The following is a 15,530-nucleotide window of genomic DNA, read 5'->3' as shown; positions in this document are numbered from 1 at the left end:
TCCTACGATGACCGCACATCCAGAGGGGGGCCTTTCGTGGAAGACTCGTTCGCGGGCCGGTGCGTGCTTGTGGTCTCGACCAACTACGCACCCGAACACACCGGCATAGGGCCGTACTCGACACAGATAGCCGAGCACCTGGCCGCATCCGGCGCCGACACCCATGTCCTCGCGGGCATGCCGCACTACCCCGCCTGGCGGGTGGCGGACGGCTATCGCGGCCGATGGCGCGTCCGGGAGCGCCGCGGCGGGGTGACGGTGCACCGCCGGCGGCACACCGTTCCGCCGCACCAGACCGCCCTGCGCCGGGCGTTGTTCGAGGCGAGCATCCTGGCCCACAGCGCCATGGCACCACCGCGCATCCGCCCCGAGGTGGTGCTCACCCAGATGCCCAGCCTGGCCGGGGGAGTGCTGGGCGGACGCTTGGCGCGGCAGGCCGGGGTACCGCATGTCGTGATCGTCCAGGACCTGATGGGGGCCGCCGCCGAGCAGAGCGGCATACAGGGCGGGGGCCGGGCCGCCGCCCTGGCCGGGGCGGTGGAGGCGCGGGTGCTGCGCCAGGCGGCCGTCGTCGGAGTGGTGCACGAGTCGTTCGTGGACCGGGTCACGGCGATGGGCGTGCCGCGCGGACGGGTGCATGTGGTGCCCAACTGGACGCATGTGCAGGGCCCGACCGGCGACCGGGACCGCACCCGGGCACGACTGGGCTGGTCCGACGGCGAGACCGTGGTGCTGCACGCCGGCAACATGGGTCTCAAGCAGGGGCTGGAGGTACTGGTCGAGGCCGCGCGGCTCGCCGATCAGGAAGCCGCGCCCGTGCGGTTCGTGCTCATGGGGGACGGCAATCAGCGCGCGCACCTGCAACGGCTCGCCGCGGGCGTCTCCGCGCTGTCCTTCCTGCCGCCCGCCGACGCCGAGGACTTCCCCGAGGTGCTCGCCGCCGCCGATGTGCTCGCGGTGACTCAGAAGGCCTCCGTGCTGGACATGAGTCTGCCGTCCAAGCTGACCTCGTACTTCATGACGGGCCGGCCGGTGATCGCGTCGGTGGCCGCCGAAGGGGGCACCGCCCAGGAGGTCCTGCGCTCGGGTGCCGGGACGGTGCTCGCACCGGAGGACCCGAAGGCGCTGCTGACGGAGGTCCGTGCGCTCGCCGACGACCCCGGGCGGGCGGCCCGGCTGGGAGCCCGGGGCCCGGAGTACGTCGAGCAGCGGCTGAGCAGCCGGGCCGGTCTGGAGCGGATCACCGAGCTGCTGCGGATCGCCAGGGCAGCCGGCCGGTAGCCGGAGGCGGCGGGGGCCAGGGCCCCCGCCGCCCCGGTCACCCGCCGCCGGGCCGGGCGAGCGACCCGTACCACTCCTCCAGTTGGTCGGCCACGGCCGTGAGGGAGAACTCCGCCTCGACGGCCGCATGGCCGGCGCGGGTGACGCGCTCCCGCAGCGCGGGGTCCTCCAGGAGCCGCAGCACCGCGTCCGCCAGCTGTTCCGGCGAACCATCGGTCACCACAGCGGCCTCGCGCCGCCGGAGCGCACCGGCGATCCCGCAGCTGTCGGTGCAGACCACCGGGGTGCCCACGGCCAGGGACTCCAGCACACTCATCGGGAACGGCTCGTCGACGCTGGGCAGCACGTACACGGTGGCCTGCGCCGTCCGCCGCACCGCGGCGTCGTGGTCGAGGGCCCCGCCGTACGTCACCACGTCGCCGAGCCCCTCCTCGGCGATCAGCCGCCGGACCTCCGCGAGCCGTCCCTCGTCCGAACCGTGCAGGGTGAAGGACACCTCGGGCCGTTTGCGGTGCACCAGCGCCGCCATCCGCACGAAGGCCTCAGGGCGTTTGCGGCTCTGCAGACGCGCGAGGAACAGCACATCCGTACTGCTCCGCTCCGCGTCGGCCGGGCGGGAGCGGACCCCGTTGGGGAGTCTGACCAGCCGCGGTCCGCGCGGGCCCAGCACCTGCCGCAGCCCGGCCTCTTCCTCGTCGGTGAGGACCAGTGCCGCGGCCGCCCGGCGCAGCAGCGGGACATAGACCCGGTCGAAGAGCCGGGCCACGGCCGAGCCGCGGGGCTGGACCATGCCATGGGTCTGCACGAGGAACGGGCGGCGGCGCACCGCGGCCACCACGAGCGCGGCCAGGGACACCAGGTCCCGCCCGGCGTGCAGATGCACGGCGTCGGCCTTGCCCACCCGCCGCCAGAGCGCGGGCAGCAGCCCTGGGTGGAACAGGCCGAGGAAGCCCTGCCCCGGCACCAGCGTGCGGGCGGTCCGGGCGTGCAGCGGTACCCCGTCCACGGACCGCGGGGGTGCGCCGCGGCCCCGCCACAGCGAGACCAGCTCCACCTCGTGCCCCCGCGCGGCCAGTTCGCCCAGCTGCCCGGTGGCCACGCTCACCGGACCGCCGTAGGCCCCGTCGTCGCTGACCAGCGTCACGACATGGGTGATCCTCATACGGCACCCCCGGTGGTGTGCACGGCCCCCGGCGGCACATCGCGGTGGGCGACCGCACCGGCCCCGACCACCGCATCCGCTCCGACGGTGACCCCGCGCAGCACCATGGCGCGGGCGGCCACCCAGGACCCCGGCTCCAGACGGATCGGAGCGTTGTCGAACTCGAAGGTGGGGGAGCGGCGTTGGTGGCTCCCGGTGCACAGCAGGGCACCCTGGGACACACAGACATCATGGCCGATAGTGATCGGTTCCAGGTTGATCAGCCAGGAGTCCTCACCCACCCAGACGTCGTCGCCGATCGTCAGCTTCCACGGCCACTGCACCCGCACCCGGTGCCGGATGAGCACCCGGGCGCCGACCCGGGCACCGAAGGCCCGCAGCAGCGGGGGCCGCAGCCGCGGCGGGCACCACCACTTCATGAACAGGACATTGAGCACGACAAACCAGGCGACCTGGGTCAGCAGCCCCCGGCCCTTGTCGTAGCCGGCGCCGGTGAAGCCGCGCAGCCGGCGGTCGGTGGCGGTGACCGTCATCGGTCCACCCGCACCCGGTGACCGGAGAGTTCGTCCTCCAGCTGCCGTATGTCCGACTCCACCATGATCCGGGCGAGTTCGTCGAACTGCACCTTCGCCGACCAGTCCAGCAGGCTCTTGGCCTTGGACGCGTCGCCGATGAGCGCGTCCACCTCGGAGGGCCGCTCGTACTTCGGGTCGAAGCGCACACTGCGCTCCCAGTCCAGCCCCACCGCCTCGAAGGCGGCCTGCAGGAAGTCCCGTACGGTCGCGGCCACCCCGGTCGCCACCACATAGTCGTCGGGCTCGTCACGCTGCAGCATCCGCCACATGGCCTCCACGTACTCCGGGGCGTAACCCCAGTCGCGGACGGCATCGAGGTTGCCGAGGTAGAGGTGCTCCTGCAGGCCCGCCTGTATGCGGGCCACCGCACGGGTGATCTTGCGGGTGACGAAGGTTTCGCCGCGCCGCGGGCTCTCGTGGTTGAAGAGGATGCCGTTGACCCCGAACAGGCCGTACGCCTCACGGTAGTTGACCGTGGACCAGTACGCCATGACCTTGGCGCAGCCGTACGGGCTGCGCGGATGGAAGGGCGTCGCCTCGTTCTGCGGCGGCGGGGTGGCGCCGAACATCTCCGAGGACGAGGCCTGGTAGAGCCGGGTCTGCACGCCGCTGGCGCGGATGGCCTCCAGCAGGCGTACGGCGCCCAGCCCGGTCACATCGCCGGTGTACAGCGGAGCGTCGAAGGAGACCCGGACATGGGACTGGGCACCGAGGTTGTAGACCTCGTCGGGCTGCACATCGCGCAGCAGATTCACCAGGGCCACCCCGTCCGACAGATCGACGTGGTGCAGCAGCAGCTTCCGGTCGGGGGTGTGCGGGTCCTGGTAGATGTGGTCGATGCGCTCGGTGTTGAAGCTCGACGAGCGTCTCATCAGCCCGTGCACCTCATAGCCCTTGCTCAGCAGCAATTCGGCGAGATATGACCCGTCCTGACCGGTGATTCCGGTGATGACCGCGGTTTTCGGCATGGCTTCCCCCCACGAGAAGTGATGTGCATCGGGATCGAACTTGATGGATTACCCACGCGCCGGCGGACCGCGGGGCGTGGACGCTACCCGCTCCGTCGCCGCTGGTCGAGAGCGATGGGTGGCAGATATTTCCTGAAATAGCCGGTGGGCGTATCGGGTTGACTGACACAATCCGGCCCATGGATGACTTGCTGCCCACACCCGCTCGCGTGTTTGTCGCGGGCCACCGAGGCCTGGTGGGATCCGCCGTGGCCCGGCGGCTGTCCGACCGGGGCTATGACGTGCTGACCCGTACCCGCGCGGAGCTCGACCTGCGGGATGCCGGGGCCACCGCGGCCTATCTGCGCTCGGCCCGCCCCGACGCCGTCGTCCTGGCGGCCGCCAAGGTCGGCGGGATCATGGCCAACAGCACCTACCCCGTGCAGTTCCTGGAGGACAATCTGAGCATCCAGCTCAGCGTCATCGCGGGCGCGCACCAGGCCGGGGTGCGCCGACTGCTGTTCCTCGGATCGAGCTGTATCTACCCCAAGCACGCCGCCCAGCCCATCACCGAAGACGCCCTGCTGAGCGGGCCGTTGGAGCCCACCAACGAGGCCTACGCGCTCGCCAAGATCGCCGGCCTCGTCCAGATCCGCTCCTACCGCCGGCAATACGGTGCCTCCTTCATCTCCGCCATGCCGACGAACCTCTACGGGCCCGGCGACAATTTCGACCTCGAGACCTCGCATGTGCTGCCCGCCCTCATCCGCCGGTTCCACGAGGCGAAGGAGCAGGGACTGGCGGAGCTCACCCTCTGGGGCACCGGCACACCGTTGCGCGAGTTCCTGCACGTCGACGATCTGGCCGCCGCCTGCGAGGTGCTGCTGCGCCGCTATGACGGCGACGACACGGTCAACGTCGGCTGCGGAACGGACCTGACCATCGCCGACCTGGCCTCCTGTGTCGCTTCCGCGGTGGGCTACGAGGGCCGGATCGCCTTCGACCCGTCCCGCCCCGACGGCACCCCGCGCAAGCTGCTCGACATCAGCAAGATGCGTGCCCTGGGCTGGTCGCCCACCATCCCGCTCGCCGAGGGCATCGCCCGGACCTACCAGGCATGGCGCGCGGAGCCGGCCACGGTGTGATCGCCCCTGCCTCGTGCTGTGCGCCCGGCGCCCGCCTCTCGGCGAGGCGCCGGACGCACACCGGAGCCCGCTAGTACGCACCGCGCCCGTCCACGACGGCACGCACGGTCCGGACCAGCACACCGATGTCGCGGGTGTAGGACCAGTTGTCCACATAGCTCAGATCCAGGGCGACGGTCTCGTCCCAGGTGAGATCGGACCGCCCGCTGACCTGCCACAGACCGGTCAGACCCGGTTTGACGGACAGCCGACGGAGCTCGGTCCCGTTGTACCGCTCCACCTCTTCGGGCAGCGGAGGCCGCGGGCCGACCAACGACATATGGCCGGCCAGGACATTGAACAGCTGGGGCAGTTCGTCCAGCGAGAAGCGGCGCAGCACCCGGCCCACCGGCGTCACCCGCGGATCCCGCCGGATCTTGAACATCGCCCCGTCGTGCTCGTTCGACGCCTCCAGCGCGGTCCGCATCCGGTCGGCGGTGACGACCATCGTGCGGAACTTCCACATCCGGAACGGCATCAGATCCTGGCCGACCCGGATCTGCCAGTAGAACACCGGCCCACTGGAGGTGAGCCTTATCGCCGCCGCCACCAGGGCGAACACGGGGGAGAGCAGCATCAGCAGCAGCAGCGCTCCCAGCCGGTCCGTGATCTGCTTCAGCAGCACCGGCATCCCCCGCCGCGCCGCCGGGTCTATGTGCATCACCGTCAGGCCCGCCGCCTTCGCGAGCCGGACACGATGCTGCGACACATCGATCAGGCCCGGCAGTATGGCCAGATTCCGGCCTCCGTCATGCAGGGCCCAGGCGAGCCGCCGCACCCGCGCCGCGGACAGCTGTCGGCCCGGCACCACGAAGACGAGATCGGCGTCGAGTTCGGCGGCGCACCCGAGGACGGTCTCGCCGTCCAGTGCCGCTTCGGGTGTGTTCCCGTCGGACGCGAGCCGGGCAGGGACCGGCACCGCCGAGTCGGTGGTCTCCTCGCCGACGAGACAGCTGCCGACGACGACATATTCATGATCGGTACGGTGTGCCAGCTCCGCGAGCACCACATCGACGGCGCCCGCCTCCCCGACGATCAGCACCCGGCGCAGCGCCTGCGCGCGACGCCGGATGGCCAGCAGATACCGGTGCACGAGCTTGCGCCGGGCCACGCCCAGTGCCAGGCACGGCAGCAGCGCGAGCACACAGACCTTGAGCGAGACCTCGACCCGCGCCGCGACGCAGACGACGGCCAGCACGCCCAGCATGGTCAGCCAGTCCCGCAAGACCGGCAGCACGGCATCGTCACCGGCCGGTTCCTCCCGGCTGTAACGATTCTTCGATGCGCCGACGGCCAGCCATGACGCACTGGCCAGCGTCGCGGTGAGCAGTGGCTGCGGCTGCTGTGTCACGGCACAGAGCAGCCCCACCGGCAGCAGGACACCCCCTGTGTCAACGGCTAACGCCAGCTGCCGCAGCCGCCGTTCCGTCGGCTTGTTTCTGCCTTTCCCGCCGCGTTCCGGTACGCGGTCCAACTCGGCTGCTGTCCCGGCAGGTGAATCAATCACCCTTGCTCCGGCAGCTTCGAACAACCCCATGGCCCCCCACTTGGTCGTCCCCTTCACTTCCGGCGCGGTTGGAGCCCCCCGGCCACACAACCGCCCCCGTGTCGGACGTGACGCTAGAGCACGCTGCGCCCGACTGCTGTGGTTTACCTATTTTGAGTGTTCTTGTGTCCCATTGTTTACAAGCGCGTGACCACGTGATCCGGTTTCGGCCGGGGCCCGGAGGCCGGCGCGGGGCGGGCCGCGGCCTTCCGGCAGCCGCCGCCGGACGTTTCCGGTGTGCCCGGCAATGCCCTGGATAGCATGCCGGTCATGAACAGTGATCTCTTCGCCTCGGAGCACATGGCCCAACCGGCCACGGCGCCCGGAATGACGCAGCAGAACGCCAAATCGCTCAAGTACGCGCTGGACGGCGAGTGTTATGCCCGCCAGGGCGCGATGATCGCCTACCGCGGCGATCTGCAATTCGAGAAGCAGGGGCAGGGCATCGGCAAGTTCCTCAAGCGCGCGGTCACCGGCGAGGGGCTGGCGCTGATGGCCGTACGGGGCCGTGGCGAGGTGTGGTTCGCGCACGAGGCCGCCAATTGTTTCATCATCGACCTCGCCCCCGGCGACGGCATCACCGTCAACGGCCGGAATGTGCTGTGCTTCGACCCGTCCCTCTCCTACGAGATCAAGGTCGTCAAGGGCGCCGGCATGGCGGGCGGAGGGCTCTTCAATTCCGTCTTCAGCGGCCAGGGCAAGCTGGGCGTGATCTGCGAGGGCAACCCCATCGTGATACCCGTGTCCCCGCAGTCCCCGGTCTTTGTCGACACCGACGCCGTGGTCGGCTGGAGCAGCGGTCTGCAGACCTCGCTGCAGCGTTCGCAGAGCCTCGGCTCCATGCTGCGCGGCGGCTCCGGCGAGGCCGTCCAACTCCGCCTCGACGGTGAGGGATTCGTGATCGTACGGCCCAGCGAACTCCGCCCGGAGAAGGAATCCGGCAACTGATCTGGATCAGCCCCGCGCCCGCGGGCCAGACGTGCGTCCAGCCAGTCGAAGACCCGCTGCTCACCGTCGGCAGCGCTCCGGAACGGCCCGGCGGGCTGACGAGGTAGCCCGGCAGCGAGATCCCTTCGTAGGGGATCGCGACCCGCTCGGCGGGCGGGTCCCAGGCCGCCGCGAAGTGGTCGAAGCAGTCGTGGTGCTCCGTGAAGAGCTCGCCCAGCCGCGCCTCCGGATCGGCGCAACCGTCGACGGCCACCAAGGCCGTACCGAAGTAGCCCGCCGCCCGCAGGAACGCGTCCCGGGCACTGACCGCCCGCCCGTCAGCGGCGCACTTCCCGGCCTGGGCGCGGACCGTGCGCGCGAGCGCGGCCCAGGTCGACAGCCAGGTCTCGGCATCGCCGTCCGCAGTGGCGTAGGAGCCCCCCCGCTGAGGCACACGCCGGGCCGCCCGGCGCCGGGCGGCCGCGCGCCGCGAGTCCGCGGAGGCGGCTTCGCGCGACGCGCCGCTGCCTGGCATGATCGCGCCCATGGCTGAACGCGTGATCGCCGCCTGTGACGGCGCCTCGAAAGGAAACCCCGGGCCCGCGGGCTGGGCCTGGGTCATCGCCGACGATGCGGAAACCGTCGTCCGGTGGGAGGCCGGGCCGCTGGGCACCGCGACGAACAACGTCGCGGAACTCACGGCGCTGGAACGCCTGCTGACAGCCACCGACCCGGCCGTCCCGATGGAGATCCGGATGGACTCCCAGTACGCGATGAAGGCCGTCACCACCTGGCTGCCCGGCTGGAAGCGCAAGGGGTGGAAGACGGCCGCGGGCAAGCCGGTCGCCAATCAGGAACTGGTCATGAGCATCGACGCGCTGCTCACGGGCCGCTCCGTGGAGTTCCGGTACGTCCCCGCGCACCAGGTCGACGGCGACCCGCTCAACGACTTCGCCGACCGTGCGGCGAGCCAGGCGGCGATCGTCCAGGAAGCCGCCGGCAGCGCCCTCGGCTCCCCGCAGCCGCCGCCCGCCCCCGATGCCGTACGGCCCGCCGCCACCCGCCGGCGCACCTCCGGCCCGGCGGCGAAGAAGGCCTCCGCACCGCAGCGCCGCACCTCGGGGAAGCCGACGCGCACCCTCAACGCCAAGTTCCCCGGCCGCTGCCGCTGCGGTCGCTCCTACGCGGCGGGCGAGCCCATCACCAAGAACCCGGACGGCTGGGGACATCCCGCATGCCGCTCCGGGGCGGGGGAGGACTAGGCACCCACGGCCGCGAACGGGCCGTCCGGGCCGAAGGCCAGGGCGGCGAAGCGTTCGCCGAGGCGGCGGTGGGTGGCGGCGTCCGGGTGGATCTGGTCGGGCAGTGGCAGTTCGGCGAAGTCCGCCTCGCCGTAGAGGTCGCGGCCGTCGAGATGGTGCAGGTTCGGGTCGTCGGCTGCCCGCTGCTTCACCAGGTGGGCCAGTTCGTCCCGGATGACGTTGAGCGTCAGCTTTCCGGCGGCCCGTTCCGCGGGGTCACCCGCGGCCTTGAACTGGAGCTTCCCCTCGCCGAGGTTGCTGAAGTCCGGGGCGCTGGGGCCGGGGGTGTCCTCGTGGATGGGGCACAGGATGGGTGAGACGACCAGCAGCGGAGTGGTGGGATGGCCCTCGCGGATGGTGTCGAGGAAGCCGTGCACCGCCGGAGTGAAGGCGCGCAGCCGCATCAGGTCGGAGTTGACCAGATTGATGCCGATCTTGACGCTGATCAGGTCCGCGGGGGTGTCCCGCAGCGCGCGGGCGGTGAACGGGTCGAGCAGGGCGCTGCCGCCCAGGCCCAAGTTGGTCAGTTCCACGCCGCCGAGGGCGGCGGCCAGCGCGGGCCAGGTGGTGCTGGGGCTCGCGGCGTCGGAGCCGTGGCTGATCGAACTGCCGTGGTGCAGCCACTTCTTGCGGCCCCCCTCCGGCAGGGGCTCGACGGGGGCATCGGTGCGCAGGGCGATCAGCTGGGTGATCTCGTTGTGCGGCAGCCAGATCTCGACGTCCTTGACGCGGTCGGGGAGACCGGCGAACCGGGCGGTGCCGGCCGGGCCGGGCCGGGTTTCCGCCGTCCCGGTGGTCATGTCCACCGTCACGACGTTGCCGCCGGTCACACTTGCCTGCCCGGTCAGCTGCCCGTCGACGAACAGGTCGTACACGCCATCGGGTCGGGGCGGGGCGCCCTGGTAGGCATTCTTGGTGCGCAGCGCATCCAGCTCGACGGCGGTGGCCCGGGTGCGGAACACCAGCCGTACGCCCGAGGGCTGGGCCTCCGCCATGGCCAGCAGCCCGTCGGCACACTGTGCGCGGGCCCGGGCGGGCAGCCGGTGCGGCAGCACCCCGTGCTCGGTGTGCTCCAGATCGAGCGCGCCGCTAAGGAGATCCGCGGTAACGGGCGTGGTGATCCAGCCAGTTGCCGGGGGTGTGGCGCCGGGGCGGGGGACGGACGCAGACTGAGAACTCATGGTCCCAGCCTGTCAACGGGATACCTGATCCGCACATCATTTTCCGGCCCCTCGCCTCCGCCGTGACGCCCTGGTCGCTAGCGTCGAGGACCATGCGGATTCTGGTACTGGGCGGGACGTCGTTCGTGGGCCGCGCCATCGTGGACGATGCGCTGCGCACCGGCGCCGAAGTGACCTTGTTCGGCCGGGGGAGGACCGGAACGGAGCTGTTCCCCGGGCTGACCCGGCTCATCGGTGACCGGGACACCGGCGACTACGCGGCGCTGCGCGACGGGAGTTGGGACGCGGTCGTGGATGTCAGCGGCTACGTGCCACGGCATGTCGGGCAGGCGATGGACGCGCTGGGGGACCGGGCCGGGCGGTATCTCTTCATCTCCAGCCATGCGGTGTACCGGCGCGAGGGTGTGGGGCCGGGGTCGACCGAGGACACCCCGCGCCGCCCGCCCGTGCGGGACACCGAGGAGCTCAGCGAGGAGACCTACGGTCCGCTCAAGGTGGCCTGCGAGGACGATGTGGTGGCCCGGTACGGCCCACGGGCGACGGTGGTGCGGCCGGGGAGGGTGGCCGGGCCGCACGATCCGACGGAAGCCCTCATGTACTGGGTGCGCCGGGCCGCGCGCGGCGGACGGGTGGCACTGCCCGCCGACCCCGGACAGCCGGTGCAGCTCGTCGACTCGCGTGATCTGGCCCGTCTGGTGGTGCAGTTGCTCGCCGACGCGCGGCCGGGTGCCTTCCACGCGGTGGGGCCGGACGAGCCGGTCACCCTCGGCGGGCTCATCGAGACCTGTGCGCGGGTGGCGGGCACCGAGGTCGAGATCGTTCCGGTGTCGCCCGACGGACGGCCGCCGATGTTCCCGCTCGTCCGGCCGGACCGGACGTCACAGCAGCGCAGTCCGGCGCGTGCCCGGGCGGCGGGCCTGCCCACGACCCCGCTGGAGGTGACCCTGTCCGACGTCCTGGCCTGGGACCGCGGGCGTGGTGAGCCGCCGCTGCCGGGCGGTTACTCCCCCGAGGAGGAGCGTGCGGTGCTCGCGCGGCACGCCGCCGGGGGCCGTCGACGGGTGACCGGCACGGGCCCGGGGGAGTCCGAACCGCGCTCGCCGCGCCGGACGGCCACCGTCCACGTCCCCGCTCAGCCGGCCTTGCCCCCCTTGGGCCCGGCCACCGGCACATCGAGCGGGCGGGCGAGACCGACCACTCCCTCGTCGAGACGCTGGAGATGCCGCAGCACGCGGAAGGTGACCGTGCCCGACTGCAGCGCCCCCGAGCCGGCCGCTTCCAGCATCGCGGCGATGCTGAATCCGGAGTCGACCTCGCCCTCGGTGCTCTCCTCCAGCACCCGGGCGACGAGGAGATCGATGTTCTGGCCGATGCGCCGGCCGGCCCGGGCAAGGCGCGGGTCGGCCGCAATGGTCTTGCTGTACGGCACGAGCTCCGCCGTGGCCGCCAAGGAGCGGGCGTGATAGGCGCAGGTCTCCAGGAGCGCCACCAGATAACGGACGGTCCGCCGGCGGCCGCGCAGCGGGGTGATCGGGTGCGTCAACGGCTGGGTGGAGGCGCGCAGCTCGTCCAGCGCGGTGTCCAGGTCGCGCGCCTTGCCCAGCAGATCGACGGCGGGCCCGCCGCTGAGCTGCTCCACCGCGGCGGACACCACGTCCTGCAGCCGGACCAGCACCGTGCCCAGCAGCTCGTCCGTACGGCGGTCCGTGTGCACCGGCAGCACCAGTACGGCGGCGATGATCCCGCAGGCGGCGCCCAGCGCGGTCTCCTCGATGCGCAGCACCAGCACGGAGAGGCTGTAGGTGTTGAGCAGGGTGTAGAGCAGCCCGAGCATCGTGGTGACGAAGAAGGACATCAGCGCGTACGACAACGGCGCCGTGAACCACATCCCGAAGATGCAGAGCAGAACCAGGGCGAACGCGGCCCAGGTGTGGTTGCCGACCAGCCCGGCCAGCGCGACACCGGCGACCACACCGAGGACCGTACCCACCAGCCGGCGATAGCCCTTCACCAGGATCTCGCCCGTGGAGGCGGTGTTGAGGAAGACCACCCAGCAGGTCAGCACCGCCCAGTACCAGCGCTGGCTGGACAGGAACTCCCCGCCGATGATGGCCAGGGTCGAGCCCACCGCGACCTGGAACGCGGCCCGGGTGGTGGGCCGTGCGAGCCCGGTGCGGTCCTCCTCCGGCTCCTCGGTCTCCTCGGCCCCGACGATCGAGAGGTCCTCGGCGTCGAACTCCTCGCGCGAGCGCGTGGTGGCGGGGGAGTCGTCCGACTCGTCCTGCGGCCCGTCCAGTGCCAGCCGCAGACCCAGGACGGCGCGCGCGGCCTCACCGAGTCCACGGAAGACGTCCTGGACGGCGGCCGAGGCGCGCGGCAGGTCGTCCTCCTCCCGGTAGCCGAGCAGCCGGTTGCGTACCAGGGCCAGTGCGGTGCCGCGGTCGTCGGGCGCGCGCCGTGCGATCAGCAGCAGCAGCGCGTTCAGATCCCGGTGCAGGGTGACGATCGCGTCGTCCTCGGTCCCCAGCCGGGTCGCCGTGGCCGGCACCGGGGCGTGCGGCAGATGCATGGTGATGGTGTCCGCGCGCTCGGCACTGCGGGCATTGAGGATCAGCATCCCCAGCCGTTCGGCGGCGATCTCGGCGTCCGCGACACGGCGTTGCACCAGCCCCGCCGTGGCCGCGTCCCGGGTGCCCTCCTCCAGGTGCCCCTGGATCATCAGTGCCGCTTCGTGCAGCCGGGCGGTGTGCCGCCGCAAGTCGTCCAGCACCTTGTCGAGGTCGTCCGGTCCGGCGTCCAGGAGCTCCATCTGGGTCGCCAGCAGCTGGGCGAGGCGCGCCCGGAAGGCCTCGCGCAGCCGCCGCAAGGTGCGGGTGGGGGTCTCCGGGACGACGGCGAACCGTACGACCGCGCTGCACGCGAAGGCGATGCCCAGGGTCAGATACAGGTCGGGCAGGGAAGGGCCGGTGGCCTGCACGAACAGCGAGACGAAGTAGACCTGGAATCCGATCAGGCCGAGCGCGGTGCCGCGGTCACCGAACCGCCGGCAGTAGACGGCGCCGAAGATCAGCAGGACGAAGAACAGATCGCCGGCGACGACCAGGGTGTGCAGCAGCGCCCCCAGCGACATCGCGGCGAGTGCGACGGGCAGACCCAGCGCGAGCGTGACCGCCTGGCCGCGCACCTCCTTCTCCTTGATCGCGAAGGTGGACACCATGGCCGTCATGGCGCCCGCGACCATCAGCGTGACGTCGGTGTGCAGCAGCGCCAGGACGACGAGGGTGAGCACGATGGCCCCGACCGTGCGCAGCCCTGCCATCAGCCGCAGTAGCCCTGGGTCGGATGCCGCGAAGCGGTCCCAGCTGTGCGTCCCAGTCCGCCGTATCGCTGCCAGCACGCTGCCGTACACTCCCCATTTTTGCCATGATCCGGAGTGCCCCAGCATCGCACGCCTGCTCGGACCGGCTTCCGCCGCACCGTCCCGGCACCCCCGCAGCCCCCTGCCGCTCCCTCCCCAACTCCCCCTATTCCGCGCTCCCCACGCAAAGGTCGCTTTCCGCTCATTCCAGGCATTCCCGGTGTTAGTGAGGCGTTAGTCGATCATCAGTGGCGGCGCCCAGGGTGGGTGGTGCGCAAACGAAAGAGAGCGCACCGACCGGACCCGAGGCCCGGCTCCTCCGTTCCCGGCCCCCTGCACCGGGACTGCGGACCGAGCCGGGCGGGGCCGGCGGACGTTCCACCGAGGTTCTCCGGGTGCCGGAGAAGAGGGAGTTGATGACTGATGACGAAGCGTGGTCTGCGTACCGCCACCGTCGCCGCCGCCTTGGCGCTGGTCGCGGGCGCGAGCGCCGGCGTCGCCTCCGCGGCGGGTACGGCAGGACCCGGCGCGGCAGCCGACGTGTGCCGGCCGGGAACGCTGAAGGTCACGACCACCGACGCGGGTTCGAGCCAGGTAGGAATGAACCACGAGGGCACCTATCTCAAGGTGACCAACACCGGCAACAGCACCTGCGCGATAGGCGGTTACCCGGGGCTGGCGCTGGAGGGCGCCGGACACACGGCCATCAAGACGACGGCGCACCACGGTGACACCTACTTCGCCAAGGACCCGGGCATGCACGGCGTCACCCTGAAGCCGGGCAGGAGCGCCTACGCGGACCTGGTCTGGACGCACGCCGGTCCGTCGTCCGCGAAAGCCAAGTACCTGCAGGTCTCCCCGACGGGCAGCAACGCGCACAGTGTCGTGGCGTTCGACAAGGACGTCGATGGCGGCGAGCTGTCGGTGACCGCCTGGTCGGCGAAGCTCCCCAGCGCTTCCTGACCGCTACCCGCACACCGGGGGCCGACGCACCGCGCGTCGGCCCCCGGTGTCTGCGCGCCGCCCCCGGCGGCCGGTCGTGCGGCCGGGTCAGCTCCGCGGGCCGGTCAGCAGCGCGCGGTACCACTCGACGGTGGCGTCGAGGGTCGCGTCCAGCGGAGTCGGGCGGACGCCGAAGGCCCGCTCGAAGGCCGTGGAGTCCATGATCTGCGGCTCGGTGTGCTGATAGAACATCTCCGCGTACTCATCCATGAAGGCCGCGTCGAACGGCCCGAAGGGGCGGGGTTCGGTGAGGACCACCCGTTGCACCGGGCGGCCCACCAACTCCTGGATCATCGCGTGGATCTCGCGGGTGGAGACGGCGGGCGCGGTGGGCAGATGCCACACCCGGCCGTCGCCTTCCGGGTCCGCGCCGAGCGTGGCGAGTCCGGCCGCCACGTCCCGGATGTCCGTGTAGCTGTGCGGCAGGTCGATATCGCCCAGGCTGAGGACCTCACCGCCGCCCAGCGCCGCCGGGAAGACCGCTCCGCCGAGCGTCGAGTTGAGCACTCCGGGACCGACGAAGTCGGCCGACCGGCCAAGGACGACACGGGCGCGCCCCGCGCGGTGGGCGGCGAGATACTGCTCGTCCAGCTGCGCCCGCATCCGCCCCTTGCGGGTCGTCGCCCGCCACGGGGTCTCCTCCGTCATCACCTCGCCTTGCGTCTGCCCGTACGGATACAGCGTGTCCAGGACGACCAGCCGTGCCCCCGTGGTCTCGACGGCGGCCAGCACCGCGCGCTGGACCCGGGGCATCACCTCGGTCTGAAGGTGATAGGCGACATTCACGCAGTGGTAGACGACGGCGGCGTCCGCGACGGCGGCCAGCGCCCCTTCGGGCGTGCTCACATCGGCGGCGAACCGCTGGACGCCCTCGACCTTGCTTTCCGGCATCGAGCGGCTGACCAGCCGTACGGCGTGACCGCGGCCCGCGAGTTCGCCGGCGAGCGCGGTGCCTGCCGGGCCGGCGCCCAGTACGACGTGGAGCGGGACTGATGCAGCAGACATGACGGTTCCTTCTCTCCGGGCCGGGGGGCCACCACACGGGTCAGTGGCGAGCGAACCGAGT

12 protein-coding genes and 1 pseudogene are annotated in these 15,530 nt (G+C 71.6%); 6 read left to right on the top strand and 7 right to left on the bottom strand.

Annotation, left to right across the window (positions count from 1 at the left end; all coding sequences use genetic code 11):
* The first annotated feature begins 69 nt into the window (after positions 1-69).
* Positions 70-1,281, top strand: coding sequence for a glycosyltransferase (locus STRNI_RS03075; protein ID WP_277413187.1), 1,212 nt, complete (start codon positions 70-72; stop codon positions 1,279-1,281).
* 37 nt (positions 1,282-1,318) lie between these two features.
* Here STRNI_RS03075 and STRNI_RS03070 read toward each other — a convergent pair whose 3' ends face one another.
* The 3 genes from STRNI_RS03070 to gmd are packed head-to-tail and all read right to left on the bottom strand — an operon-like array spanning position 1,319 to position 3,986.
* A complete protein-coding gene (locus STRNI_RS03070) occupies positions 1,319-2,443 on the bottom strand; it encodes a glycosyltransferase (RefSeq protein ID WP_277410480.1) in 1,125 nt (374 codons plus the stop codon).
* Positions 2,440-2,976 (bottom strand): DapH/DapD/GlmU-related protein, encoded by a 537-nt coding sequence (locus STRNI_RS03065; RefSeq protein ID WP_159483900.1) that lies wholly within the window; start codon positions 2,974-2,976, stop codon positions 2,440-2,442. Before STRNI_RS03065 ends, STRNI_RS03070 begins: the two co-directional genes overlap by 4 nt.
* Positions 2,973-3,986, bottom strand: coding sequence for a GDP-mannose 4,6-dehydratase (gene gmd / locus STRNI_RS03060; RefSeq protein WP_159483898.1), 1,014 nt, complete (start codon positions 3,984-3,986; stop codon positions 2,973-2,975). The genes STRNI_RS03065 and gmd overlap by 4 nt, the downstream gene beginning before the upstream one ends.
* A gap of 179 nt (positions 3,987-4,165) precedes the next feature.
* Here gmd and STRNI_RS03055 point away from each other — a divergent pair, with 179 nt between their 5' ends.
* Complete coding sequence (locus tag STRNI_RS03055) at positions 4,166-5,110, top strand: GDP-L-fucose synthase family protein (RefSeq protein ID WP_277410479.1); 945 nt, start codon at positions 4,166-4,168, stop codon at positions 5,108-5,110.
* Between the two features lie 70 nt (positions 5,111-5,180).
* Here STRNI_RS03055 and STRNI_RS03050 read toward each other — a convergent pair whose 3' ends face one another.
* The gene (locus STRNI_RS03050; RefSeq protein WP_277410478.1) at positions 5,181-6,686 is read right to left on the bottom strand and encodes a sugar transferase; all 1,506 of its coding nucleotides are present in this window, start codon (positions 6,684-6,686) and stop codon (positions 5,181-5,183) included.
* A gap of 279 nt (positions 6,687-6,965) precedes the next feature.
* Here STRNI_RS03050 and STRNI_RS03045 point away from each other — a divergent pair, with 279 nt between their 5' ends.
* Together STRNI_RS03045 and STRNI_RS03040 are read left to right on the top strand one after the other, a co-directional pair.
* Complete coding sequence (locus STRNI_RS03045; protein WP_026170026.1) at positions 6,966-7,643, top strand: AIM24 family protein; 678 nt, start codon at positions 6,966-6,968, stop codon at positions 7,641-7,643.
* A gap of 512 nt (positions 7,644-8,155) precedes the next feature.
* On the top strand, positions 8,156-8,884 hold the full coding sequence (locus STRNI_RS03040; protein WP_018091937.1) for a ribonuclease H family protein: 729 nt from the start codon (positions 8,156-8,158) through the stop codon (positions 8,882-8,884).
* Here the strand turns inward: STRNI_RS03040 and STRNI_RS03035 are convergent.
* Entirely contained in the window at positions 8,881-10,104 is a 1,224-nt protein-coding gene (locus STRNI_RS03035; protein WP_277410477.1) for a GDSL-type esterase/lipase family protein, read from the bottom strand. The two genes, STRNI_RS03040 and STRNI_RS03035, sit on opposite strands and share 4 nt — an antisense overlap.
* A 92-nt stretch (positions 10,105-10,196) precedes the next feature.
* Between STRNI_RS03035 and STRNI_RS41285 the strand changes: the two are divergent.
* Positions 10,197-10,763 (top strand): annotated as a pseudogene (locus STRNI_RS41285) (NAD-dependent epimerase/dehydratase family protein); the annotation flags it as partial.
* Between the two features lie 473 nt (positions 10,764-11,236).
* Here STRNI_RS41285 and STRNI_RS03025 read toward each other — a convergent pair.
* The gene (locus STRNI_RS03025; protein ID WP_018091934.1) at positions 11,237-13,423 is read right to left on the bottom strand and encodes an FUSC family protein; all 2,187 of its coding nucleotides are present in this window, start codon (positions 13,421-13,423) and stop codon (positions 11,237-11,239) included.
* 462 nt (positions 13,424-13,885) lie between these two features.
* On the opposite strand from STRNI_RS03025, the gene STRNI_RS03020 reads away from it, so the two are divergent.
* Positions 13,886-14,425 (top strand): DUF4232 domain-containing protein, encoded by a 540-nt coding sequence (locus tag STRNI_RS03020; protein WP_159483893.1) that lies wholly within the window; start codon positions 13,886-13,888, stop codon positions 14,423-14,425.
* An 87-nt stretch (positions 14,426-14,512) separates the two neighbouring features.
* On the opposite strand, the gene STRNI_RS03015 is transcribed toward STRNI_RS03020, so the two are convergent.
* Positions 14,513-15,469 (bottom strand): NAD-dependent epimerase/dehydratase family protein, encoded by a 957-nt coding sequence (locus tag STRNI_RS03015; protein WP_277410476.1) that lies wholly within the window; start codon positions 15,467-15,469, stop codon positions 14,513-14,515.
* Positions 15,470-15,530 lie beyond the last annotated feature (61 nt).

The sequence above is a fragment of the Streptomyces nigrescens genome (assembly GCF_027626975.1).
GTDB lineage: Bacteria > Actinomycetota > Actinomycetes > Streptomycetales > Streptomycetaceae > Streptomyces > Streptomyces nigrescens.
Note: the sequence above shows the minus strand (reverse complement) of the source record. Positions and strands in the feature narration are given on the sequence as shown.